Origin of the sequence: Streptomyces sp. NPDC051051, from assembly GCF_040682975.1 — a bacterium.
In the GTDB taxonomy this organism is placed as follows: Bacteria; Actinomycetota; Actinomycetes; order Streptomycetales; family Streptomycetaceae; genus Streptomyces.
The window spans coordinates 144627-167020 of the sequence record NZ_JBFBCB010000004.1 but is presented as its reverse complement, the minus strand read 5'-3'; the positions used below and the strand labels follow the sequence as shown (position 1 = coordinate 167020).

At 71.7% G+C, this 22394-nt stretch carries 26 protein-coding genes and 3 pseudogenes; 20 read left to right on the top strand and 9 right to left on the bottom strand.

What is annotated here, in order from left to right:
• Positions 1–45 precede the first annotated feature (45 nt).
• The 3 genes from AB0N31_RS04980 (at position 46) to AB0N31_RS04970 (ending at position 1980) form a co-directional block, all read left to right on the top strand.
• Entirely contained in the window at positions 46–498 is a 453-nt protein-coding gene (locus tag AB0N31_RS04980) for a GNAT family N-acetyltransferase (RefSeq protein ID WP_366056942.1), read from the top strand.
• Between the two features lie 322 nt (positions 499–820).
• A complete protein-coding gene (locus AB0N31_RS04975; protein WP_366056941.1) occupies positions 821–1195 on the top strand; it encodes a VOC family protein in 375 nt (124 codons plus the stop codon).
• A 296-nt stretch (positions 1196–1491) separates the two neighbouring features.
• Complete coding sequence (locus AB0N31_RS04970) at positions 1492–1980, top strand: ATP-binding protein (RefSeq protein ID WP_366056940.1); 489 nt, start codon at positions 1492–1494, stop codon at positions 1978–1980.
• A 143-nt stretch (positions 1981–2123) separates the two neighbouring features.
• On the opposite strand, the gene AB0N31_RS04965 is transcribed toward AB0N31_RS04970, so the two are convergent.
• Positions 2124–2429 carry a hypothetical protein gene (locus AB0N31_RS04965; RefSeq protein ID WP_366056939.1) on the bottom strand — a complete coding sequence of 102 codons (306 nt, stop codon included), beginning with the start codon at positions 2427–2429 and terminating at the stop codon, positions 2124–2126.
• Between the two features lie 154 nt (positions 2430–2583).
• On the opposite strand from AB0N31_RS04965, the gene AB0N31_RS04960 reads away from it, so the two are divergent.
• Positions 2584–3042, top strand: coding sequence for a hypothetical protein (locus AB0N31_RS04960; protein WP_366056938.1), 459 nt, complete (start codon positions 2584–2586; stop codon positions 3040–3042).
• Positions 3043–3065: 23 nt separating this feature from the next.
• On the opposite strand, the gene AB0N31_RS04955 is transcribed toward AB0N31_RS04960, so the two are convergent.
• Positions 3066–3395 carry a DUF6584 family protein gene (locus tag AB0N31_RS04955; protein ID WP_366056937.1) on the bottom strand — a complete coding sequence of 110 codons (330 nt, stop codon included), beginning with the start codon at positions 3393–3395 and terminating at the stop codon, positions 3066–3068.
• Positions 3396–3554: 159 nt separating this feature from the next.
• Positions 3555–4130, bottom strand: coding sequence for a TetR/AcrR family transcriptional regulator (locus AB0N31_RS04950; protein WP_366056936.1), 576 nt, complete (start codon positions 4128–4130; stop codon positions 3555–3557).
• Positions 4131–4379: 249 nt separating this feature from the next.
• On the opposite strand from AB0N31_RS04950, the gene AB0N31_RS04945 reads away from it, so the two are divergent.
• The 10 genes and pseudogenes from AB0N31_RS04945 (at position 4380) to AB0N31_RS04900 (ending at position 13177) form a co-directional block, all read left to right on the top strand.
• Positions 4380–4922 carry a 2Fe-2S iron-sulfur cluster-binding protein gene (locus AB0N31_RS04945; RefSeq protein ID WP_366056935.1) on the top strand — a complete coding sequence of 181 codons (543 nt, stop codon included), beginning with the start codon at positions 4380–4382 and terminating at the stop codon, positions 4920–4922.
• Positions 4919–5911, top strand: coding sequence for a xanthine dehydrogenase family protein subunit M (locus AB0N31_RS04940; protein ID WP_366056934.1), 993 nt, complete (start codon positions 4919–4921; stop codon positions 5909–5911). Before AB0N31_RS04945 ends, AB0N31_RS04940 begins: the two co-directional genes overlap by 4 nt.
• Positions 5908–8040 (top strand): xanthine dehydrogenase family protein molybdopterin-binding subunit, encoded by a 2133-nt coding sequence (locus AB0N31_RS04935; RefSeq protein ID WP_366056933.1) that lies wholly within the window; start codon positions 5908–5910, stop codon positions 8038–8040. Before AB0N31_RS04940 ends, AB0N31_RS04935 begins: the two co-directional genes overlap by 4 nt.
• On the top strand, positions 8033–9157 hold the full coding sequence (locus AB0N31_RS04930; protein ID WP_366056932.1) for an XdhC/CoxI family protein: 1125 nt from the start codon (positions 8033–8035) through the stop codon (positions 9155–9157). Before AB0N31_RS04935 ends, AB0N31_RS04930 begins: the two co-directional genes overlap by 8 nt.
• 84 nt (positions 9158–9241) lie before the next feature.
• The gene (locus AB0N31_RS04925) at positions 9242–9883 is read left to right on the top strand and encodes a DUF6461 domain-containing protein (RefSeq protein ID WP_366056931.1); all 642 of its coding nucleotides are present in this window, start codon (positions 9242–9244) and stop codon (positions 9881–9883) included.
• An 89-nt stretch (positions 9884–9972) separates the two neighbouring features.
• Positions 9973–10104, top strand: a pseudogene (locus AB0N31_RS04920) (transposase); the annotation flags it as partial.
• Entirely contained in the window at positions 10074–10769 is a 696-nt protein-coding gene (locus AB0N31_RS04915; protein WP_366056930.1) for a hypothetical protein, read from the top strand. The pseudogene AB0N31_RS04920 and the gene AB0N31_RS04915, both read left to right, overlap by 31 nt.
• Positions 10770–10771: 2 nt before the next feature.
• Positions 10772–11038, top strand: coding sequence for a hypothetical protein (locus AB0N31_RS04910; RefSeq protein ID WP_366056929.1), 267 nt, complete (start codon positions 10772–10774; stop codon positions 11036–11038).
• Positions 11039–11357: 319 nt separating this feature from the next.
• Positions 11358–12329: an ABC transporter ATP-binding protein gene (locus AB0N31_RS04905; protein ID WP_366056928.1), complete on the top strand. Its 972-nt coding sequence runs from the start codon at positions 11358–11360 to the stop codon at positions 12327–12329.
• A complete protein-coding gene (locus tag AB0N31_RS04900; protein ID WP_366056927.1) occupies positions 12326–13177 on the top strand; it encodes an ABC transporter permease in 852 nt (283 codons plus the stop codon). Before AB0N31_RS04905 ends, AB0N31_RS04900 begins: the two co-directional genes overlap by 4 nt.
• A 32-nt stretch (positions 13178–13209) precedes the next feature.
• Here the strand turns inward: AB0N31_RS04900 and AB0N31_RS04895 are convergent.
• The 3 genes and pseudogenes from AB0N31_RS04895 to AB0N31_RS04885 form a co-directional block, all read right to left on the bottom strand.
• Positions 13210–13479 (bottom strand): annotated as a pseudogene (locus tag AB0N31_RS04895) (IS630 family transposase); the annotation flags it as partial.
• A 398-nt stretch (positions 13480–13877) separates the two neighbouring features.
• Positions 13878–14045 carry a hypothetical protein gene (locus AB0N31_RS04890; protein WP_366056926.1) on the bottom strand — a complete coding sequence of 56 codons (168 nt, stop codon included), beginning with the start codon at positions 14043–14045 and terminating at the stop codon, positions 13878–13880.
• Positions 14030–14668 (bottom strand): isochorismatase family protein, encoded by a 639-nt coding sequence (locus AB0N31_RS04885; protein ID WP_366056925.1) that lies wholly within the window; start codon positions 14666–14668, stop codon positions 14030–14032. The genes AB0N31_RS04890 and AB0N31_RS04885 overlap by 16 nt, the downstream gene beginning before the upstream one ends.
• Before the next feature lie 117 nt (positions 14669–14785).
• Here AB0N31_RS04885 and AB0N31_RS04880 point away from each other — a divergent pair, with 117 nt between their 5' ends.
• Positions 14786–15826, top strand: coding sequence for a helix-turn-helix domain-containing protein (locus AB0N31_RS04880; RefSeq protein WP_366056924.1), 1041 nt, complete (start codon positions 14786–14788; stop codon positions 15824–15826).
• Between the two features lie 246 nt (positions 15827–16072).
• On the opposite strand, the pseudogene AB0N31_RS04875 reads toward AB0N31_RS04880, so the two are convergent.
• The 3 genes and pseudogenes from AB0N31_RS04875 to AB0N31_RS04865 all read right to left on the bottom strand — a co-directional run.
• Positions 16073–16162: pseudogene (locus AB0N31_RS04875) on the bottom strand (DUF6207 family protein); the annotation flags it as partial.
• Between the two features lie 58 nt (positions 16163–16220).
• A complete protein-coding gene (locus AB0N31_RS04870; RefSeq protein WP_366056923.1) occupies positions 16221–17339 on the bottom strand; it encodes an acyl-CoA desaturase in 1119 nt (372 codons plus the stop codon).
• A 7-nt stretch (positions 17340–17346) separates the two neighbouring features.
• Positions 17347–18402, bottom strand: a complete 1056-nt coding sequence (locus AB0N31_RS04865) for a ferredoxin reductase (RefSeq protein ID WP_366056922.1) — start codon at positions 18400–18402, stop codon at positions 17347–17349.
• Positions 18403–18488: 86 nt separating this feature from the next.
• On the opposite strand from AB0N31_RS04865, the gene AB0N31_RS04860 reads away from it, so the two are divergent.
• The 5 genes from AB0N31_RS04860 to AB0N31_RS04840 all read left to right on the top strand — a co-directional run bounded on the left by AB0N31_RS04860 (position 18489) and on the right by AB0N31_RS04840 (position 22246).
• Positions 18489–19628, top strand: coding sequence for a helix-turn-helix domain-containing protein (locus AB0N31_RS04860; protein ID WP_366056921.1), 1140 nt, complete (start codon positions 18489–18491; stop codon positions 19626–19628).
• Positions 19629–19849: 221 nt separating this feature from the next.
• The gene (locus AB0N31_RS04855) at positions 19850–19999 is read left to right on the top strand and encodes a hypothetical protein (protein ID WP_366056920.1); all 150 of its coding nucleotides are present in this window, start codon (positions 19850–19852) and stop codon (positions 19997–19999) included.
• Between the two features lie 93 nt (positions 20000–20092).
• Positions 20093–20413: a winged helix-turn-helix domain-containing protein gene (locus AB0N31_RS04850; protein WP_366056919.1), complete on the top strand. Its 321-nt coding sequence runs from the start codon at positions 20093–20095 to the stop codon at positions 20411–20413.
• A 248-nt stretch (positions 20414–20661) separates the two neighbouring features.
• Complete coding sequence (locus AB0N31_RS04845; RefSeq protein ID WP_366056918.1) at positions 20662–21195, top strand: 2'-5' RNA ligase family protein; 534 nt, start codon at positions 20662–20664, stop codon at positions 21193–21195.
• Between the two features lie 238 nt (positions 21196–21433).
• Entirely contained in the window at positions 21434–22246 is an 813-nt protein-coding gene (locus AB0N31_RS04840; protein WP_366056917.1) for a serine protease, read from the top strand.
• The last annotated feature ends 148 nt before the right edge of the window (positions 22247–22394 follow it).

Below are 22394 nucleotides of genomic sequence, written 5' to 3'. Positions count from 1 at the left end.
GTCGCCGTTCCGCCTCGTACGGCTGCTTCCGCCGACGCTCCTGAGGTGGTCCGGCTGCTGGCTCAGGTCCCCACGTGGCAGGAGAGCGATGTGGTCCGCTGGAGCGAGGACCTGCAGCAGTACGAGGAACACGGACTGCGCGCCCGTCGCGGGGGACGGGTGATCGAGTCCGGCGGTGTCGTCATCGCCGTGCTCACCGTCGGGTGGAAGAGCCCGCGGACGATCGCCGGCCGCACCCGGCCGGTCTCCCTGGAGTACCTGGTCACCGACGAGAATCACCGCGGTGGCGGCCATGGCTCCCGGCTCGTCCGGTATGCGGTCCAGGAGCTCGCCCGTCAGGACTGCCCGGGCGTCCACCTCAAGGTCTTCAAGGGGGACGACGGCTGGGAGGGCGCGTCGAGGTTCTGGGAGCGCCACGGCTGGACGGAACACTCCGACCTCACCACCGACAGGCACATCGTCATGACCGAGGAGACCGCCTCCGCCCTGCCGGCTTGAGCACCGCGGCCTTGTCGTCCCTCGCCGCGCTCGCCCCCGTCCGGACGCGGTACCGCGGTCCGGTCTGCCGTTGCCCGGTCACTGCGGGTCTGCGGGGTTCAGCGAGGACGGCGGCGTCATCGACGAGGACGTCACGTCGGTGCCGCAGCGGGAGCGCAGCAGGATATGACCGTCGCGGTAGCGGGCGAGCCGGGCGCGGTGGCCGTTCCACTTCGGTCATGCGTGGGTGAACTGTCCAGCGGCACCGGCCGGCGTCACGTCGGTCACGGGACGGCGGGACACCCGGATGCGTGAGGGCGGGTGTCGGGGCAAGGCTGGATACATGACTACAACGCTCGGTGCCTTCGTTCTCGGTACTCCCGACCCGCCCGCGTTGGCTGACTTTTACCGGGCCCTGCTCGGCTGGCAGGAAGTCGATCGAGAGCCGGAATGGGTTCGTTTGAAGGCGCCGGACCAGGAACGCCCCAGTCTCAGCTTCCAGTTGGAGGCCGATCACACTGCTCCGACGTGGCCGCAGCGCCCCGGTACGCAGCAGATGCAGGCGCATTTGGACCTGCAAGTCGACGACCTCGAGGCGGAGACCGAACGGGCTTGCGCCCTGGGCGCGACGCTGCAGGAGTATCAGCCTCAGAAGGACGTGCGGGTCCTCCGCGACCCTCACGGCCACCCGTTCTGCCTCTTCCTTCCAGGTGCGTGAAGGCCGCTGACCCGGCGCCGGCAGCAGCATGGAGGAGGTCCGCTTCACCGACATCGAGCACCTGGAGTTCGAGCTGTGGCGTCCGGGCCCCGAACAGCCCGCGCGCCCCGGACGCCGAGCCGAAGCACGGCAGGTGCCACGGGCAGGGAGGTGTTGTCACCCGGTGCCGCCGCCGAGTGCCGGGCGCTGCGAACGGCGGGCAGCCGCAGTCCCCGGGGCCGCCTCGCCGCTCTCCTCGTCCGGGTACGAAGGTGACCGGGGAGACAGCACTCAGCGGCGGGCGGGAGGTGAGGGGCGTGGCCGTGCTGGCCGTGCTGGTCGGGTTGCAGGCGTCAGGGAAGTCCGCCTTCCACGGGCAGTGCCTGCGGGAGCGGTACGAACTGGTGAGCAAGGACCTCTTCCCCCGGAGTGTCCGCCGCAAGCAGACCCGGCAGATGTCGCTGATCGGGCAGGCGCTGACCGCGGGCCGATCCGTGGTGGTCGACAACACCAACCCGTCCCCCGAGGAGTGGGCCCCGCTGGTGGAAGCGGGCCGCACCCACGGCGCCACCGTCGTCGCGTACTGGTTCCCGCCGGACCTGCCGGGGTCGCTGCGGCGCAACGCCGCACGCACGGGACGGGCCCGCGTCCCCGACGTCGGCGTCCTGGCGACAGCGCGGCGGCTGCGCCGGCCGTCGCGCCGGGACGGCTTCGACGCCGTGTTCGCCGTCCGGTTCGACGGGCACGGGGGCTTCGACGTCTGGCCGGCGTCCGACGACACGCCCGGCACCGGCATCGGGGCATGACGGGCTGCGCCAGGACGCGAGGGACGGCATCGGCACGTGAACGGGGCAGCCGCGCGTCCGGCGGCGCAGTCACCCGGCGGAAGCTCTCCGCCGCATCCGGTTCCGGTGGCGCGGCGAAACCCGCGGAAGGTCCCCGCCGCTTCCTACGGCCGGTGATGTGCCCGTCGGCGGTCCCGGCGGACGTCCGGGTTGCGTCGTCCCGCCGCGGAGGCGCAACGGGGGCAGACCCGCCGGACGGCGTCGGCGGCGCCCCCGGACTCGGGCAGGATGTCCGGCCAGGCGACGCCCGCGAAACGGGACAGCTGCGACCGGTGCAGGGACAGTCCGCACGCCGACTGGTTCGTGCCCTGCTCCCAGGCGTGCACCTCCCCGGCGGGCAGCCAGCGTCCGTCCTCCTCGTCCCACCAGCGGCTCGACGCCGCCACCGCGTATCGCCGTGTCCTCACCACGGTCCCCGAGTGCCCGGACGAGATTCCCGCAAGCACCGGAGCGCCGGGCTTCGGCGCCCGAATGGGCAGGTGCGCCCCGGGTACCCGGGGCGCCTTCGCGAGAAGCGCTCCCGGCAGCCGACCGCAGCACCGCGACGACAGGGGTGACACACCGATGAGAGAGCAGACACCGTCCCGGACCGAGGGAAAGCGGGACGCCTTCCCGTACGCGGGGGCCGAGCCGGGCGGATCCGGGACGGCGTACGGCGACCCGCCGGCCGACGTCGAGAAGTCCGAGGCCGGGGAGAGCGGAGTCGGAGAGGCCGCAGGCGGCAGGAGCGGGGCCCCGGAGGGTGGCACAGCGCAGGAGGGCGAGGACCTGCGGCTGATCACCCGTGACCATGTGCGGGAACTGCTCGCCTCCCGCGACGACGGATCCACCCTCGTCGTCCTGGAGGGCCGGGCCCGTGTGGTGCCCGCCGGCGAGCTGGGATCGCAGCGGTACGCCGGGGCCCTCGAAGTCATGTCCGGTGAGGACCTCACCCGCCAGGCGGGGCAGGGGCCGTACTCGGAGCAGGACCTCGACGCCCTGGCCGCGAGGCTGGAGACCGTGATCTCCCACCTCGGGGGCTGAGGAGACCGCCGGAACGGCGTGGCTCAGTCGAAGAGGGCAACGAGTCCGTTCATCCGGATCGCGAGGAACACGAGGACCGCCGCCAGGCAGCCGACACCCGCCGGCACACCGCCGGCCGTCCACGGCTCGGAGGGCGCCTCGTGCTCCTCTTCCAGGTCGTCCCGGTGGGAGGCGGGGGCGTCCCGGTCGACGGGGTGCCCCAGCTCCTGGGCGCAGGCAGTCCGCACCGCGGCCGACTCGGTCCGCACCGCGGCCAACTGCTCCTGCTGGTCGCCGTCGGCCTCGGCGTCGCGCTCGTTCCCGCCCGGCCCGGAACTGCCCCTCAGCCGTGTCCGCTGCACCGGCAACCCCACCGCGAGTTCCTGGTCTGCATCAGAAGCGGAGCCGAAGCCCGCCCAGCGGTGGCGGCAGCCCCGGCGGAACTGCGGGACCCGGCCTTTCCGACGCCGGCCTGACGAGCGACCCCGGCGCCCTCACCGCGGCAGGTCGGCGCCCCTGACGGCCCCGGCACGTCACCGCCCGGGCGCTCCGACGCGGAGCGCGTCCATGACGAGGTCCAGCAGGAGGGTCGCCCGGGGCTGCCAGTCACCGCGCGGGTCGAGTGTCCACAAGCCCCCGATGGCGAGGAACAGGTCGTCCACCGTGATCCCGGGGCGGATGGCGCCGGCCCGCTCGGCGGCGCGGAGCAGGCACTCGGCCGCCTCCGTCACCGGGGCGTGGCCCGGCTTCTGCGTGCCCGGTGCGCCGGTCGCCTGCCGGATCGCATCGGCCAGCCCTGCCTTGGTCATGGCGAACCGGGCGAGCTCGTCCATCCACTCGCGCAGCGCCCGGTCGGGTTCCCGGCTGCACAGCAGCGGGGCCGCGGTGTCGGCGACCTGCTGCATCTCGTGGCGGTAGATCTCCAGGACCAGGGCCTCACGGGTGGGGAAGTGGCGGTAGAAGGTCCCCTGCCCGACGCCCGCCTTCTTGGCGATCGTGCTCAGCGGGGTGTCCGCCGAGCGGGTCAGTTCGGCCAGCGCCACCTCCAGGATGCGCGCACGGTTGCGCTGCGCGTCCGAGCGCAGAGGCGTTTCCTTGTTCTGGCCCACTGGCCCTCCTCGCGGTGGTGGCCGAAACCCGGCCCTTGTTAAACGGACAGTTGTCCGTTACGTTTTCCGGGTAACGGACAACTGTCCGATTGTTCCCATCGTATGGCGTGCCGTCCGTGCGGGACAGCCCGGGGCGGCCGGACGCAGCCCACCCGCCCCCGCATCCTGCACGGTCGTGCCCCGGTGCCGCCAGCCGCAGCGCCCACGCCTTTGCCCAACCCGCCTCACCACGTGAGAGAGAAGGCTTCCATGCCCTCATCGACGTCCAGCGACCTCACCCTGTCCGTCAACGGCGAGAAGTACACGCTGACCGTCGACCACCGCACCACCCTGCTCGACGCCCTGCGGGAACGGCTCGACCTGACCGGCACCAAGAAGGGCTGCGACCAGGGGCAGTGCGGCGCCTGCACCGTCCTGGTCGACGGCCGCCGCAGCGTGGCCTGCCTGCAACTGGCGGTCGCGACCGAAGGACGCGAGATCACCACCATCGAGGGCGTGGCCGACGGCGACCGGCTGCACCCGGTGCAGCAGGCGTTCCTCGACCTCGACGGCTTCCAGTGCGGCTACTGCACGCCAGGTCAGATCTGCTCGGCCATCGCCGTGATCGAGGAACACGCCGCGGGCTGGCCGAGCGCCGCCACCCACGACCTGCGACCCGAGGCGGGACCGCCACCCCTGACCTCCGAGGAGATCCGTGAGCGGATGAGCGGCAACCTGTGCCGCTGCAGCGCGTACGTGTCCGTCGTCCAGGCCGTGGCCCGCGCCGCCGAGGCGAACGGAGCCTCGGCATGAGGGAGTTCGGCTACCGGCGCGCCTACGACGTCCCCGGCGCCGTGGCGCTGCTCGACGGTGACACGGACGCCCGCTTCCTGGGCGGCGGCACCAATCTGGTCGACCTGATGAAGACCGGCGTCGAGCGGCCCGCCCGGCTCGTCGACGTACGCGAACTGCCCCTGAACCGCGTCGAGTCGACGCGGGACGGCGGACTGCGCATCGGTGCGACCGTCACCAACAGCGATCTGGCCGCCCATCCCGAGGTCCGGCGCCGCTACCCGGCCCTGGCCCAGGCGGTACTGGCCGGCGCCTCCGGACAGCTGCGCAACATGGCCACCGTCGGCGGCAACCTGCTGCAGCGCACCCGCTGCGGTTACTTCACCGACGTCGACTCGCCCTGCAACAAGCGTGATCCGGGCAGCGGCTGCCCCGCCCTCACCGGTGAGCACCACAACCACGCCATCCTCGGCGCCTCCGGTCACTGCGTCGCCACCCACCCCTCCGACATGGGCGTGGCCCTGACCGCCTTCGACGCCCGCGTGTCCTACGAGACCGCTGACGGACCGGGCGAGCTGCCGATCACCGACCTCTACCTGCCCGTGGGGGAGACACCGCACCGGGAGACCGCCCTGCCGCGGGGCGCCCTGATCACCGCCGTCACCCTGCCGCCCGGCGCCACGGCGGCCAACTCCCGCTACCGCAAGGTGCGCGAGCGGGCCTCGTACGCCTTCGCCATCGGCTCGGTCGCCGCCGCCCTCGACCTCAGGGACGGTGCCGTGCACGACGTGCGCCTGGCCTTCGGGGCCGTCGCCTCCCGCCCCTGGCGGGCCCGTGCGGCCGAACGCGTCCTGACCGGCGCCCCGGCCGACGCCGAGACCTTCACGGCCGCCGCGGACGCCGAACTGGCGGCCGCGAGGCCCCTGCCCCGCAACGGACACAAGGTGACCCTGATGCGCAATCTCGTCGTGGCCGTCCTCAGCGAACTCGCCGAGGAGGCCGCCCGATGACCACCGCCACCACCGGCCGGTCCGCCGCCGAGCGCGTGACCGGCACCGCCCACACCCGGGTGGAAGGCCGCGACAAGGTCACCGGCGCGGCCCGTTACGCCGGCGAGATCCCCTTCGCCGAACTCGCCCACGGCTGGCTGGTGCTGTCCACCGTCGCCCGCGGCCGCGTCCGCGCCCTGGACACCGAAACCGTCCTCGCGATGCCCGGCGTCCTCACCGTGCTCCACCACCACAACGCCCCGCGCGTCGACACCGACTACGTCGGCATGATGGGCACCCCGCCGGATCCCGGCACCGGCCTCTTCCAGCACGATCGGGTGCCCCACCTGGGCTGGCCCGTGGCCCTGGTCGTCGCCGAGACGTCCGAACAGGCCAGGGAGGCCGCCGAGACCCTCGTCGTGACGTACGACGAGGAGCCGCACGACGTCGCGTTCTCGGCCGGACGTGAGGCCGAGGCGTACCCGGTCGACGGGCACCTGCCGGCCGTGGCGGAGAAGGGCGACCTGGACCGGGAACTCGCGGCGTCCGCCGTCGTGGTGGACGCGCGGTACACCACCCCGGAGGAGCACCACAACCCGATGGAGCCGCACGCGGCGACCGCCTGCTGGGAGGGCGGCCGGCTGGAGGTCGTCGACTCCAACCAGGGCACCACCTGGGTCGCGGGAGAGCTCGCCAACCTGTTCTCCCTCGACCCGGGCTCCGTGCGCGTGCGCTCCGAGCACGTCGGCGGCGGCTTCGGCAGCAAGGGCGTGCGCGCCCACCAGGTGGCCGCCGTGATGGCCGCCACCGTGCTGCAGCGGCCCGTCCGGGTCGTCATGACCCGCCGGCAGATGTTCTCCCTCGTCGGCTACCGCAGTCCCACCGCGCAGCGCGTCCGCCTCGGCGCCGATCCGGACGGGCGGCTGCGCGCCCTGGAGCACCGCTCCCTGAACCAGACCTCCACCGTGCACGAGTTCGTCGAGCCGAGCGCCGCGGCCGGCCGGTCGATGTACGCCGCCGACGCCCACCACACGGTCAACCGACTGGTGCGACTCGACGTCCCCACCCCGACCTGGATGCGCGCCCCGGGAGAGGCCCCGGGCTCGTTCGCGCTGGAGTCGGCGCTCGACGAACTCGCCGAGAAGTGCGGCGTCGACCCGATCGAACTGCGCCTGCGCAACGAACCCGAGGTGGGGCCGGTCTCCGGACTGCCGTTCGCCGGGCGCAACCTGGCCGCCTGCTTCCGGGAAGGCGCCCACAGGTTCGGCTGGGCGCAGCGCGACCCGCGCCCGGGCCTGCGCCGCCAGGGGCGCTGGCTGCTCGGCACGGGCACCGCGGCCGCCTCCTTCCCGGCGATGGCCATGCCCTCCACGGCGTCCGTGACAGCAGAGGCGGACAACACCTTCACGGTCCGGATCAACGCCGCCGACATCGGCACCGGCGCCCGGACCGCGCTCACCCTGGTCGCCGCCGACGCCCTGGAGGTACCCGCCGACCGCGTGCTGGTGCACATCGGCGACAGCGACCTCGGCCCCGCGATGATCGCCGGCGGCTCCGCGGGCACCCGCTCCTGGAGCTGGGCCGTCACGGCCGCGGCCGAACAACTGCGCCGCGACCTCGCGCCGGGCGGGGACATCCCGCCGCAGGGCATCACCGCGCGGTCGGACACGACCGAGGCCGTCGCCGCGCTCGCCCAGCGGGAACGGCACTCCTTCGGGGCCCAGTTCGCCGAGGTCGCCGTCGACCCGGCCACCGGCGAGGTCCGGGTGCGCCGCATGCTGGGCGTCTTCGCGGCCGGCCGGATCGTCAACCCGCTCACCGCCCGCAACCAGCTCGTCGGCGGAATGATCTGGGGCCTGTCCATGGCCCTGCACGAAGAGGCCGTCCGGGACCCGGCGAGCGGCGGTGTCCACGGCGCCGACCTGGCCGGCTACCACGTCGCCACGCACGCCGATGTCCCGCACGTCGAGGCCGACTGGGTCGACGACCCCGACCCCGACGACCCGATCGGCATCAAGGGCATCGGCGAGGTCGGCATCGTGGGCGCGGCCGCCGCGATCGCCAACGCCGTCTGGCACGCGACCGGCGTACGCCACCGCGACCTGCCGATCCGGCCCGACCGCGTCCTGTCGGCGGGCGACCATGCTTGATCTGGCAGGGGCCCTGCACGCCTGGGTCGAGGAGGGCCGGGACTTCGCCGTCGCCACGGTCGTCGCCGTCGGCGGCAGCGCCCCGCGTCCGCCCGGGGCGGCCCTGGCCGTCGACGCCGACGGCACGGCGATCGGCTCGGTCTCCGGGGGCTGCGTCGAGGGCGCCGTGTACGACCTGTGCCGCCAGGCCCTGCGCGACGGCGAGCCGCTGACCGAGCGGTTCGGCTACAGCGACGAGGACGCCTTCGCGGTGGGACTGACCTGCGGCGGGACGATCGACGTGCTGGTCGTTCCGTTCTCCGCCGGGCAGGCGGTGCACGAGGCAGCGCTGTCCGCCGCGGCGGACGGTGAGCCGGTGGCCCTGGCCCGGGTGGCGCGGGGCCCCGCCGAACTGCTCGGCCGGGCCCTGCTCGTCCGCCCCGACGGCTCGTACGGGGGCGGGATCGGCGGCGGCCCGGAGCTGGACCGCACCGCGCGCGCCCAGGCCCGCGCCCTGCTGGACGCCGGCCGGACCGGCACGGTGGAACTCTCCGAGGACGGCACGCACTGCCCGGGTGGTGTCACCCTGCTCGTGGAGTCGGCCGTGCCGCCGCCCCGCATGATCGTCTTCGGCGCGATCGACTTCGCGGCGGCGCTCGTGCGGGCGGGACGGTTCCTCGGCTACCACGTCACGGTGTGCGACGCCCGGCCGGTCTTCGCCACCCGAGCCCGTTTCCCGGACGCCGACGAGATCGTCGTCGACTGGCCCGACCGGTATCTGCGGGGCACAGCCACCGACGGGCGGACGGTGCTGTGCGTCCTGACCCACGACGCGAAGTTCGACGTGCCCCTGCTGCGGGAGGCGCTGCGCCGGCCGGCCGCCTACATCGGCGCGATGGGCTCGCGCCGCACCCATGAGGACCGGGAGCGCCGGTTGCGGGAGGCGGGCGTCGGCGAACGCGAGCTGGCCCGGCTGAGGTCCCCGATCGGGCTGGATCTGGGGGCCCGTACGCCCGAGGAGACCGCCGTGTCCATCACGGCGGAGATCGTCGCTGAGCGGCGCGGCGGGACGGGGGCCCCACTCACCGGCTCGGCCACCCCGATCCACCGCCCGGACAGAGAGCCGCAGCCGGTCTGAGCGGTGACACCGACCGGGCCGCAAGCCGCGCCCGGTCCACCCGGGAAGGAGTGGGTACGCTCGTCGACAGAAGGAGAATCGTCAGTGCCCGACAACCTCGCATGGATTGCAGATGCTTGGCACAGCGCGAACCTGAATGCCGGCGACCTGTACATCACCTGCGCCCGCGGCCTCGGCCCGCAGCAGCCGGCCCAACGCATGGCCGACCGTGAGCCTGTCGAGATCGGCTCTGCCCTCACCGTCCAGGAAGCGTCCCGCATGGTCGACCTCACGCAGATCTACTGCGTTGGCCGCATCGGCCAAAGCGGTGACTGGTCGTTCGTCGTGGAGTGTGGAGGCAGCGAAGGCTGGTCCCTGGACCCTGCGGTGTCCAGCGGCGCCGAGGTACTGACCTTCGACCCGGGGCCGGACGATCCGCCCTCCTTCTTCAGGTACCTCGCCGACGGGGAGCTGCAACTGCACTTCGAGTCGGGCTTCGGCTACGACCCCGTTGGAGCCCAGCCCGACCTTCTGCGCCCGGCGCTGGAAGCGGCCGGAGTCATCCCGCCGGAAGACTCCATCGACGACCTGCTTGGCGAGGACGAGGAGTTGTCGCCTGTCGAAGAGAAGCGCCAAGTGCTGAGGGCCGTCGGTGAGTATTTCGGGTTGTCACTGCCGCGGCAGGTAATCGGGAGCCAGAGGCTTCCTACCGTGGTTACCCGGACCTCACCTCCGTCCTCCTGGTGACCACCAACGTACTCAGACCGCGTTTGAGATCTGCCGTGCTCTGTTGCTGGAGTGGTCGTTGAGCATGCTGTGAGCGGTGCTGGGGTGGGCATCCGTCGGACTTGACGGACGAGCAGGGGGCGTCGGTGGAGCCGTTGCTGCCGCCGGCGAGGGTGGGGCCGAAGGGCGGACGTCGGGAGAAGCATCCGCGGTGGCGGATCGTGGATGCGATCTTCCATGTGCCGCCGTCCAGATCCTCGCCCAGCGCACCACCCAGGCCGTCCGCGCCGCCAAGGACCAGGGATTCGACACCCTGGCACTGGCCCAGCAAGTTTTGCTCGACGACGAGGACCTGCGCGCCGTCGAAGACGAGATCACCCAGTGGCGCGAGGCCCGCGCCGCGCACACCGCCGTCCTCGACAACCCCGAACTGCAGCAGGCATCCGAGCACCCCCCTGCCGGCCTCGACACCGCCACGGCCGCCCGGGCTGCCGCCGACGACCAGCACGCCGAGGCCGCCACCGCCGCCAGCACCACCCACACCCGCAACCAGGACCTCACCGCCCCGGCCTCCGACCTCGAGGCCGCCATCCAATGCCTTCAGCCGCTTGAACAGGCCTACAGCACCGCCCGCCACCTGGCCGAACTCGTCACCGGCAACTCACCCAGCGTCCGGGTCCGCATGCATCTGGAGGCCTACGTCCTGGCCGCCCGCCTCGAAGAAGTCGTCACCGCCGCCAACACCCGCCTGCACATCATGTCCGAAGGGCGCTACACCCTCTCCCACTCCGACCACCAAGCCGCCCGCCCCGGCCTCGGCCTGCAGATCACCGACTCCTTGACCGGCCGCCCCCGCAAGACCGACACCCTCTCCGGCGGCGAATCCTTCTTCGCCTCCCTCTCCTGATCGTGCATGTTCCCCGCAACCTTCAACGCGATCACGGCTGCCGCCAGTTCGTCAGCCTGACTCTCAAGGGCTGCACGATCAGCCGCGGCATCCTTGCGCGCTTCTGCCCTCCCGGTGCGCCGATCGTTCTCCTGTGCGCCGATGAGCACCAGCGTGACGGCACCGGCGGCAGCGGCCGCCGTGTTGAGGAGTTCGCTGTCCACGTGGATCACGACTCCGCAGCGATCCGAGGAGTTCCCACCGAATCGGTCCTGTCCGCCTGTGATTGATCGTGAACACCCTGGCGGCGACCCTCACCCGCTCCCGACGCCCCCGGACCCAAGGGGCGTCGGCCGGACCGCAATACAGGTTTCTGCGGCCGCTGCTCACCCTCCCTGGGTCTCTGACCGGGAACGTTCGCCGGGTCGGTGGAACAGGACGAGATACCTCAGCCGTTCGGTAATGTGTTCGTCCGGGAGGGCCCGAACGGCTGCTGCCAGGTGGCGACGGCAGCAACAGCCGTGGACACGTCCCATGACCACGGACGTCGGCACGGCCTCCGGCCCCTGATCCCACAGGACGGACCACGAGACGGACGGGGGAACACCCATGACGACCACTCACGCCTTATCCGGGGTTGAGGGCACCCCACCGCCGGAGAGCGACACGGTCATCGACGTACGGGATCTGCGGATGCGCTACCGCAGCCAGGACGTGCTGAAAGGTGTCGGCTTCACGGCCCGGCGAGGCGAAGTCGTCCTGCTGCTCGGCCCGAACGGCGCGGGCAAGACGACAACGATCGAGGTCCTGGAAGGCTTCCGGATGCGCTCGGCCGGTGACGTGACCGTCCTCGGCGCCGATCCGGCCGACGGGGACGAGCGGTGGCGTGCGCGCCTGGGCATCGTGCTGCAGTCCTGGCGTGACCACGGCAAGTGGCGGGTGCGGGAACTGCTGGCCCACCTTGGCTCGTACTACGCACCGTACTCCACGGCCCTCGTGCGGCGGCCGTGGGACATCGACGACCTCCTCGCCGCCGTTGGGCTGACCGAGCAGGCGGACAAGCGGGTCGGAACTCTGTCCGGCGGGCAGCGCAGGCGTTTCGACGTGGCCGTCGGCATCGTAGGCAGGCCCGAGGTGTTGTTCTTGGACGAGCCCACGGCGGGTCTGGACCCGGAGGCGAGGAACGAGTTCCACGGCCTGGTACGCGGGCTGGCGGACGAGAACACCACTGTTCTGCTGACTACGCACGACCTTGCCGAGGCGGAGAGGCTCGCCGACCGGATCCTGATTCTGGCCGGCGGCCGGATCGTGGCCGATGGCTCGGCCGAGGAGCTGTCGCGGCAGGCATCGGCCGAGGCCACTGTGCGCTGGACGCGGGACGGGCGGCCCTTCGAGGAGGCGACGGCCGAGCCCACCCGGTTCGTCCGTCGGCTGTTCGAGGAGCACGGCGAGGCGATCGGCGGGCTGGAGGTGCGCCGGGCGAGCCTGGAGGACACCTACTTGACGATGGTGCGGGAGCTCGAGGCGGGGAGCGTTCCCGACGGGCGGACGGTGCACGCTTTCGGGGAGGGATCGCGATGAGTCCGGTGTGGTATGCAGCGGGAGTAGGAGTGCGGCGCGGCTGGACGGAACTCCGGCAGACCTTCACCACCGGCCAGGACGTGTTCGGCTACGTACTCTGGACGGTCCTGCTCCTCGTGCCGCTGTTCCTGCTCAAGGACGACCCGCTGAAGGGCGCCGGCATCTCGACCGGCGCGTTCATGCTGCCGAGCATGCTGGGCATGACGCTCGCGTTCACCGGCATGATGACCACGGCACAGCTGCTCGCGACCGAGCGCGAGGACGGTACTCTGCTGCGGGCCAAGGCCGTGCCGCACGGCATGGTCGGCCACCTGGTCGGCAAGATCATCATGGTGTCGGGTACGGCTCTCGTCTCCATGGCCCTCCCCTTCGCCGTCGGCGTGTTCCTGGTGGACGGGGTGGCCCGGCAGGGCGGCGGAGCGCTGCTGACGCTGGTGTGGGTGATGCCGCTGGGTCTCCTGGCGACCCTGCCGACCGGCGCCGTCATCGGCTCACTGGTCAGCAGTCCGCGCACCGTCGGCTTACTGATGCTCCCGGTGATGGGACTCATCGTGATCTCCGGGATCTACTTCCCCCTGTCCGAGCTGCCCGAGTGGCTGCAGACCGTCGGGCGGATCTTCCCCGTGTACTGGCTCGGCCTCGGTCTCCGCTCGGCGCTGCTGCCGGCCGATGCGGTCGCCGCCGAGATCGGTGATTCCTGGCGGCACCTGGAAACAGCGGGCGTGCTGAGTGCCTGGGCCGTCGCCGGGCTGCTCCTCGCACCATCCGTCCTGCGCAGGATGGCCCGCCGCGAGTCCGGGGCCGCGATGGCGGAACGGCACCGGAGGGCGATGCAGCGGGTCGGTTAGTGATGTGCCGGGGATGTCGGCCCAGCTCCTGGTCAGGCCGCGTTCGGCACAGGGCGTCCGTCCCAGCGGATGCCCTTCTCGCTGCGGATGCGGGCGCGTCCCTTGCACTGGGCGGCGAGCACGTCAGGGCGGCGGGCGTTCGCATTGCGCCGGCGCAGGTAGCGGTGCAAGACCCGGGTCTGCACCGTGTGGTTCGGATGGTGGGAGTCGGTCAGGGTGAACTGCCCCAGCGGGCCGAAGTGCGCCTCGATGGGGTCGGCCCAGGAGGCGTAGGTCGGGGTGAAGCACAGCTCGCCCTTGTCCTCCTTCTGCTTCGGCTGCTCAGTCATAGGAGTGCCTTCCGCCGCGGACGCCGCCCTGGTCCCGCCGCACAGCCGGCCGTCGGTTCCGGGACCGCTTCGCCCGATGGACCGGCCACTGCCAGGGCTGCCCCACCCCTTGTCTTCCGCGTCTTGCGTGTTCCTCCTCGCTCACGCCGGAGGGCGAGGCAGGGCAATGCCTGAGCTGGAGCGGGTGAACGAGATCGGCGCGTTCCGGCTCGGCAGGCTCACCCTGTCGCAGATCCCGCCCAACCGGCTGACGGCGCCGGCCCGGCAGCGCTCGGGTCGAAGACGCCTTGCCCGGGGCGTTGACGGGGGAGACGGGGTGATCTGTCGGGTGCCGCCTGCGTCCGGCTCCGCACACGATCGGCTCCACGGTTTCAGCCGCTGACCCGGTGACAGAAGGCGCTCTCGTCCGTTGCTTCGCCGAGCTGCCGTGCCCTCTCCTCGACGGTCAGGTCGGCGGTCTTCAGTGAGGTGGCGCCCTCGACGGGTACGGCCCACGTACCCGCGGGCTCCCAGGAGACCGAGATCAGAGCTGTTCCCATGCGGCTCGGCCCTGAGTGGCCGAGGTGACGAGATCGCTCTTGACGAGGCGGGCGTCGTCGGTGGCGGCCGACGCCCAGGCTTCGGTGGTGGCGACCGCGGCCCAGTTCGAGTGCAGCAGCGCCATCAGGGTCTCGTGGACCTGTCGCGCGGAGGCGGTGCCGGCCTCGTTGGCGAGGTGGACGGCGCCGGTCGCGTCGGAGAGGACCTCGATCGTGAGACCGAGGGGCTCGGCCGCGACGGAGGTGGCCAGGACGCAGTTGTTCGTCATGTAGCCGACCAGGGTCAGGGTGTCGATCTCGTTCTCCCGGAACCATTCGGCGAGGCCGGTGGAGGTGAAGATGTCGGAGTGGTTCTTGGCCACTCGCTTGGTCGTGGAGCCGATGCGGCGTTCCACCTCGGGGTGGTTCTCCCAGCCGGCCGAGCCGGCCGCGAAGACCGGGGCCCCTTCGGGGTACTCGTGCCGGACGGCGACCACGGGCATGTCCGCCTGCGCGGCGACGTCCAGGGCGCGCAGGATGTTCGCCAGCGATTCGTCGCGGGACGGGTACTGGATGTCCAGCGGCCCGTCGAAGTACTCCTGCTGCACGTCGATGAGGACAAGGGCTCGGCGCGGGGCGTTCAACGTTCTCTCCTGTCTGGTGGATCCGGCGCGGACGGCGCCGTGGACTCCATCCTCAGAGGACCGCGGGAACTACGGTGAGTGGCAGAAAAGCAGATAATCGATGAGAACGGGACAGGCATGCGCATCGCCCTTCACGCCTTCGACGGGATCACCGCGTTCCACCTCGCCGCGCCCCTGCTCGTGTTCGGCGAAGTCGCCCGCCAGGATCTGGCCCCGGGATGGACCACCACGGTGTGGAGCGCGGACGCGCACTCGGTCCGCACCTCGGAGGGAATCGTGATCGACGACCTCGCCGGGCCCGCCGCGGCGGAATCGGCCGACCTGCTCGTCTTCCCCTCCTGGCCCGCCGACTTCCCGGAACCGGACGGCGAGCTCCTCGCCCTGATCCGGGACAGGCACGCCCGCGGAGCGGGGATCGCCGGGCTCTGCCTCGGCGCTTTCCCCGTGGCAGGCAGTGGCGTGCTCGACGGGCGCGCCGTGGCCACCCACTGGGCCTCGGCGCAAGAACTGGCCGCACGCTACCCCGCCGTGGACGTGCACGCGGACGCCCTCTACCTGGACCACGGTGACGTGCTCACCTCGGCCGGCACGGCCTCCGGGCTGGACGCCTGCCTTCACATCGTCCGCGACCGACTGGGCTCGGCGGCCGCCGCCACCGTCGCGCGCCATCTCGTCATCGCGCCCCACCGGGAAGGTGACCAGGCCCAGTACATCGATCGGCCCGTGCCCGACGACGCCGCGGGGCCCATCGGCGACACGATCACCTGGGCTCTGGCCAACCTCGACCAGCGCCTGTCCGTCACCGAACTCGCCGCCCACGCACACATGAGCACACGCAACTTCTCCCGCCGCTTCCACGAGACGACCGGCATGAGCCCGGCCAAGTGGATCCTCACCCGCAGACTCGACGAGGCCCGCAGACTCCTGGAGACGACCACCTGGAGCATCACCCGCATCTCCGCAGCATGCGGGTTCGCCAGCGCCGTGACCTTCCGGCAGAACTTCACCGCGCACTACGCGACCACACCGACGTCGTACCGCCACCGCTTCACCGACCACACGGGGGCGACCGGCTCCGCACCGGAGCTCTCCAGCCCCCGGGCGCAGGGAGCGCAAGCGCAGGCACGCGGTCACCGGCGCAGACGGTCGCAGTCGTAGCCCTCTTCGCGCGCAGTTCGGCGGACCGCCCGCCCACCCCGGCAGCAGAGCCGGGTCGGACACAGGGGCGGCGAGCATCGGTTCTGGCAGTGTCCACGTCACAGCCTCATGCCTTCCGCCCAGCCCGCCCGTCGGCAAACCGAGTGCGCGTACGCACCCGACCGCCGGCCGACCACGGCAGGTCAGCGCACTACCACACCTCGCCGGGCGCGCTGGCCGGGGCTGTGAGCTGAGCTCCTGGCGTACGTCCGGGTAGCAGCGCAGCCGGACACCGGGCTGCCTCGGAGCCCGTGTCGTACGGTCCGACGTCGCGGTCGCCCACCGTCCGCAACGGATCTCACCGAAACCGGCGGTGCCGCCGGTACGGCCGAAAGATCTGGACCAATACCGCGAATCAGACCGCGACGAGCTCCTGCTCGCGGTCCGGCGTCTTGACCTTGGGCTTCTTGTTCGGCAGTGAGAGCCGGAAGACCTTGTGCCACGCGGAGAACACCTGCTTGGGCAGCGGCCCGGTGACGTACTCCAGCTCGTACTTCTCGAACAACGCGCGCACCTTCACCGCGACCTCGGCGTACCGGTTGCTCGGCAGGTCGGGGAACAGGTGGTGCTCGATCTGGTGCGACAGGTTGCCGGTCATGAAGTGCATGGCCTTGCTGCCGCTGATGTTCGCCGAGCCCATCATCTGGCGCAGGTACCACTGGCCGCGCGTCTCGCCCTTGATCGACCGGCGCTCGAAGACCTGCACGCCCTCGGGGAAGTGCCCGCACATGATCACCGAGTGGGACCAGATGTTGCGGACCAGGTTCGCGGTGAACGTGGCGGCGAGCGTGGTGAGGAACGACGGGCCCGACAGCAGCGGGTGGATCACGTAGTCCTTGAGCACCTGCTTGCGGATCTTGCGGCCCACGGCCTTGGCCCGCGCGCGGAACTCCGGGTTCTTGCGGCGGCGCTTGTGCAGGTTCTTGCCGAGCTCCAGGTCGTAGGCTGCGATGCCGTACTCGAAGAAGCAGGCGTTGATGAAGTTCCACAGCGGCTGGCCGAGGTGGAACGGGTGCCACTTCTGGTCCTCGTCGACGCGCATGATGCCGTAGCCGAGGTCGTTGTCCTTGCCGATCACGTTGGTGTACGTGTGGTGCAGCTCGTTGTGCGAGTGCTTCCACTGCTCGGAGGGTGAGACGTGATCCCACTCCCAGGTGGTGGAGTGGATCTTGGGGTCCCGCATCCAGTCCCACTGGCCGTGCAGGACGTTGTGGCCGATCTCCATGTTGTCCATGATCTTCGCCACGGACAGACCGGCGGTGCCGAGCAGCCACGCGGGCGGGAAGATCGAGAACAGCAGCACGCCCCTGCTGACCAGCTCGAGCGTGCGCTGCGCGGAGATGACCTTGCGGATGTAGGCGGCGTCTTTCTCGCCGCGGTCGGCGATCACCTCGTCGCGGATCGCGTCCAGCTCGCGGCCAAGCTCCTCGATCTGCTCCGCGGTCAGGTGGGCGGTGGGGTCGATGGCGGTCAAGATGCTCCTACCGTTCGATGGCGCAGGGGCCCGCCGCGGCGGACACGCAGGTCTGGATGAGGACGCCCGGCTCGGCCTCGGTGATCTCGCCGGTGCGCAGGTCGCGGACGGCGCCCGCCTTGAGCGGCGTGACGCAGCCGAAGCAGATGCCCATGCGGCACCCGGAGGGCATGAGCACGCCGGCCTCCTCGCCGACGTCAAGCAACGGCGTGGCGCCGTCCGCGTCGACGGTCTTGCCGGTGGCGCTGAACGTGACCTCGCCGCCGTCGCCGGCGACGACGATGCCGGGGCGGAAGCGTTCGGTGTGCAGGCGCTCTTGTACGCCGTGCTCGCTCCAGTGCTCTTCGGCGGCGTCGAGCAGGCCCGCGGGCCCGCAAGCCCAGGTCTCGCGCTCGGCCCAGTCGGGCACGAGTTCGTCGAGACGGGCGATGTCGAGCATGCCGTCCGTGTCGGTGTGCACCTCGGTGAGCCGCAGCTTCTTGTCCGCGACCAGGCCGTGCAGTTCGTTGCGGAAGATCACGTCTTGCGGCTGTGGCGCGCAGTGGACCATGACGACGTCGTCGAACTCGATGTCGCGCAGCATGCCCATCACGGGCGTGATGCCGCTGCCGGCCGTCAGGTAGAGCACCTTGGCGGGCTTGGCCTGCGGCAGCACGAAGTCACCGGTCGCCTGGTCGAGCTGGATCAGCGTGCCCGGTTTCGCTCTGCGGACCAGGTGGTTGCTGACCTTGCCGTCCGGGATCGCCTTCACGGTGATCGTGACGCGGCCGTCCCGGCGGTCTGTCGGCGAGGTGATGGAGTAGGCACGCCACAGGCGCACCCCGTCGACGTCGACCCCGATCCGCACGTACTGACCGGCCGTGTGGCCGCGCCAGCCCCGTCCCGGCCTGATCACGATGGTCGCGGCGTCACCCGTCTCGGGGTGCACGGCCTCGATGCGCCCCCGCAGGTCGGCGCCCGCACGCAGCGGGCTGACCAGGTCGAGGTAGTCCGACGGCAGCAGCGGCGTCGTGACCATCTCCAGCAGTTTCCACGCCCTGCTGTGCAGGGCTGCACTCGTCATGACCCCAGCTTGCTGTGCCTCAAGGCGTAAAGTCCTGACCGCAGGACGTAAATCTGGTCGGCTGAATTGTTCGCAGGGAACAAAACGTGAGCCATGCAATCCGGAGGGCCACCGAACTGGCCCTGGACGAGACGACGGTCACCGCACTTCGGGCCGCGCTGAAGACCACCGCCGACGAGGTCGTCCAGGCGATCATCGACGAGGTCCCTCCCTACGCCAACGCCCTTTCGGGCCACATGGGCGCCACCATCCGCCGAGCCGTCCGCACCGCCCTGGGTCACTACCTGGACCTCGCGAGCGGGAACACCACGGGCGGCGACGCCGGTGACGCGGCCTACGAGCTGGGCCGAGGCGAGGTGCGCGACGGCCGTTCGATGGACGCCCTGCTCAGCGCCTACCGCGTCGGCGCCCGCGTGGCCTGGCGATGCCTGGCCGCGGGTGCCGTACCCGCAGGTCTGCCCGCCGCCGAGGTCGCCAAGTTCGCCGAGCTGACCTTCGCCTACATCGACGAGCTCTCCGCCGCGAGCGCCGCGGGCCACGCCGACGAACTGGCCGCCCGGGGCCGGGCCCACGAGCGCCACCTGGAACACCTGGCCCGCGACCTCCTCACCGGCGCGAGCCCGGACGTGCTGCTGGCCTCTGCTCAACGGGCCGGGTGGCAGCCTCCGGTTTCGCTGACCGCGGTCCTGCTGCCCGCCGCCCAGGCCCGGCCCGCCTACCGCACGCTCGACCCGAGCACCCTCGTCCTCGACGATCTGCCGGACGCCTTCGGCGTGCTGCTCGTCCCCGATGCCGACCGATCACATCTCTTGAGGCAGCTGACCGACCGCACCGCCGTGGTCGGCCCGGCCCGGCCATGGACGCGTGCGTCCGCCTCGTACGCACGAGCCGTACGCGCGCGCTCCCTCTCCTCTGATGTTCGCGACACCGAGGACCACCTGCCCGAGCTGGTGCTGAGCGCCGACGTGGACGCGTTCGCAGACCTGCGTGCCCGAGCCCTCGCACCGTTGCGGACCCTGCCCGTCGCGACCGCGCGGCGGCTGGAGGAGACGTTGCGGGCGTGGCTGCTGCACCATGGCAGGCGGGAAGAGGTGGCGGCGGCGTTGTTCGTCCATCCCCAGACCGTCCGGTACCGGATGTCGCAGCTGCGGGAGCTGTTTCCGGATCTCGCATCGCCGCACCGGGTCCTTGAACTGACGCTGGCGGTCGGCCTTCGGGCCGGCTGACGCGTTCTTCGACCGTCCGCGAGCGGTCCAGGAATCGTGCCTCGTCCTCGGTGCCATCGGCTGGCTCGTACGGCCCGGGGAAGAGCAGTATCAGCCGGCCCCGCTCCGTGAGAAACACCCTTGACGAAATACGGCAGTGCCGCTTCGCGGCGCTCGCTGAGGTCGAACTCGCGGTGTCGTAGGGGCTGACGGCTGGTCGTCCACTGCGGTGTCACCGGGGCGTGAGGTATCCGCAGGGTGGCGTGCTGAACGCCGAACGTCAGCGGTTCCGCGAGGAGTTACGGCTCCAGGCGGCCGAGCGGTTCGCCAGGGACGAGGCGAGCTCGACGATCGCCAAAGACCTGCGGGTCAGCGTCCGGTCGGTGCAGTGATGGCGGCGAACGTGGGACGAGGGCGGATGGCGTGCTCTGCGGTCACAGGGGCCGGCGTCGCTGCCGAGGCTGAGCCAGAAGCAGTTCGCGCGGTTGGAGGCGGAGCCGGCCAAGGGGCCGGCCCCGCACGGCCGGGAGGACCAACGCTGGACCCTGAGCCGTGTGAAGACGGTGATCGGCCGGCGCTTCCACCTGAGTGACACGATCCAGGGCGTGCGCGAGCTGCTGGTGCGCAACGGCCGGTCCTGCCCGGTCCCGGCCCGACGCGCGATCGAGCGGGACGACGAGGCGGTGGCCGAGCGGGTCAAGGTGGGGGTGCCCCCGCTTGCGGGGGAGTGCGGCCCTGCGCGGAAGACTCGCGGCGGCCCGTGGGGCCTGGCTCGTCTTGACAGGACGAAGCCGGATTCTCCATGACGCCGCCGCAGGCCGCCACCGGTCCGTCCGGGCGTGAGCTGACGAATCCCAGCTTCTGCCACGCCCGTTCCGCGCCGTCAAAGCGCTCCTCGTCACCCCGCACCAGGTCCGCGAACAGCTTCTGCACGTCCAGCCGCAGGCTGACGCCGTCATGATCCCCGGCCGGGAACCGCAGGCGTCGCGTACTGCCGGACGGCCCGGCCGACGGGCGGCGGAAACCGCGAGGTGGTCGCCGGTAGGCTGCGGCGGTGCGCACGGTCGAGCTTCTGTTGGACGAGGCGGCAGAACTGGCGGTCCGGGAGGCCTGGCGGCGGCTGGCGGCTGCGGGGCTGCCCAGTCAGGCGCGCCACCGTTCACCGACGAACAGCCCGCATCTCACCCTGGCCGCCTGCCCGGAGCTGACCGCCCCGATCCGCTGGGAGCTCGCCGAGGTGGCCGCCGCCCTGCCGCTGCCGGTGCGCTTCACCGGCGTGGTCCGTTTCGAGCGGCCCACCTCGGTGCTGGCCTGGGCGCTGGACTGCGACGTGGTGCTGGCCGCTCTGCACCGCCGGGTGTGGGAGGCGGTGGCCTCGGACAGCCCGCCCCAGACCCTCAACCCCTTCCACGCACCGGGGCGCTGGAGCCCGCACGTCACCCTCGGCCGGACCCGGCGGGCCGGTGCCTTCGCCGGTCGGCGGGTCCCCGAACTGCTGCCCGCGCCGCCGCTGTCGGCCCGGCTCACCACCCTGCGCAGCTACGACACCCGGACCGGCACCCTGGAGGTGCTGGAGCCCCGCTCCTGAGACGCCCCGACACCGGAGCCGCGGCGGGTGTCCGGTGATCACCGGCTGCGGCCTCCGGGCACGGACCGGTCGGGCCGTTCGGCGAAACCCGGCGGGATGCGCCGACGCACAGGTGGGCTGCCCCCACCCTGTATCGGCCTGCTCCCCCCAGCGCGCTCTGGCCTGCTGCCCGGATGGCCTGGTGGATCTTGGACAAGCAGGCTGAACGTGTTCGGTTTTCGAAGTAAGGGAGCTTTCTGTGTTCAGCCTGAAACCGGTGCGCCGCGTGGCGCGCGCCACTGCCGTCGGCGCTCTCGCCGTCGCGGCGTGCGCCACCCTGACGACCGGCAGCGCCGGAGCGATCGTCAACGGGACCGATTCCACCGAGCGCTACCCGTTCATGGCGACGATTCCGGAGTCGGCCCCGAAACACGGGCTGTACGACGGTACTTGCGGGGCGTCGCTGATCGATCCGCAGTGGGTGCTGACGGCGGCCCACTGCCTGCAGGGCGATGGCCTCGAGCTGGACGGCACCGTCCGGATCGGCAGCGAGCACCGGAAGTCCGGAGGCACCGTCCGGGCCATCGGGCGGACCGTCGTCCACCCCGGCTATGTGAACGGCGAGGGGAAGGCCGCCAACAAGGACGACATCGCGCTGGTCCGCCTCGACCGCCCGGTCACCGAGACGCCCGTGCGCATCGCGGAGCGGGCCGGGCGGCCGGGCACCCCGACCCGGATCCTGGGTTTCGACACCACCGTCGACACCGAACTGAACTTCGCGGAGCGGATGCAGGAGCTCGACACGCGCAGGGGTGCCGCCGCCGAGTGCGCCCCCGGCTACGCGGACCGGACCCGGCTGTGCACGATCAGCCGGGTGCCCGAGGCCATGGCGTGTTTCGGCGACTCCGGCGGACCGCAGCTCCAGAAGGACGCGCACGGGCGGTGGGAGCTCGTCGGAGTCACATCGGGCCCCGGTGCCCCGGGGGTCGCGTGCTCGGACGGGCCGGGCCTCTACAGCAACGTGCCCGCCTACGCGGACTGGATCCGGAGGACGATCAAGCGCGTCACCTGATCCACGCACGGCAGCCGCCGAGCGGGCCGGCGGGGACGTACGACGTGCCGAACCGACAGCGCCGCGGCGACCCGTCGCGCACCGTGATCCTCACGAATGACCACCGGGTGCGCGAGTTCCGGGAATGGTCCGGAGGCGATCACGTTTC

Excerpts from the sequence above, each read along its gene's own strand:
- AB0N31_RS04975 (WP_366056941.1), top strand. The coding sequence starts at position 821 with ATGACTACAACGCTCGGTGCCTTCGTTCTCGGTACTCCCGACCCGCCC.
- AB0N31_RS04960 (WP_366056938.1), top strand. The coding sequence starts at position 2,584 with ATGAGAGAGCAGACACCGTCCCGGACCGAGGGAAAGCGGGACGCCTTC.
- AB0N31_RS04945 (WP_366056935.1), top strand. The coding sequence starts at position 4,380 with ATGCCCTCATCGACGTCCAGCGACCTCACCCTGTCCGTCAACGGCGAG.
- AB0N31_RS04940 (WP_366056934.1), top strand. The coding sequence starts at position 4,919 with ATGAGGGAGTTCGGCTACCGGCGCGCCTACGACGTCCCCGGCGCCGTG.
- AB0N31_RS04935 (WP_366056933.1), top strand. The coding sequence starts at position 5,908 with ATGACCACCGCCACCACCGGCCGGTCCGCCGCCGAGCGCGTGACCGGC.
- AB0N31_RS04930 (WP_366056932.1), top strand. The coding sequence starts at position 8,033 with ATGCTTGATCTGGCAGGGGCCCTGCACGCCTGGGTCGAGGAGGGCCGG.
- AB0N31_RS04905 (WP_366056928.1), top strand. The coding sequence starts at position 11,358 with ATGACGACCACTCACGCCTTATCCGGGGTTGAGGGCACCCCACCGCCG.
- AB0N31_RS04900 (WP_366056927.1), top strand. The coding sequence starts at position 12,326 with ATGAGTCCGGTGTGGTATGCAGCGGGAGTAGGAGTGCGGCGCGGCTGG.
- AB0N31_RS04890 (WP_366056926.1), bottom strand. The coding sequence starts at position 14,045 with ATGGGAACAGCTCTGATCTCGGTCTCCTGGGAGCCCGCGGGTACGTGG.
- AB0N31_RS04880 (WP_366056924.1), top strand. The coding sequence starts at position 14,786 with ATGCGCATCGCCCTTCACGCCTTCGACGGGATCACCGCGTTCCACCTC.
- AB0N31_RS04865 (WP_366056922.1), bottom strand. The coding sequence starts at position 18,402 with ATGACGAGTGCAGCCCTGCACAGCAGGGCGTGGAAACTGCTGGAGATG.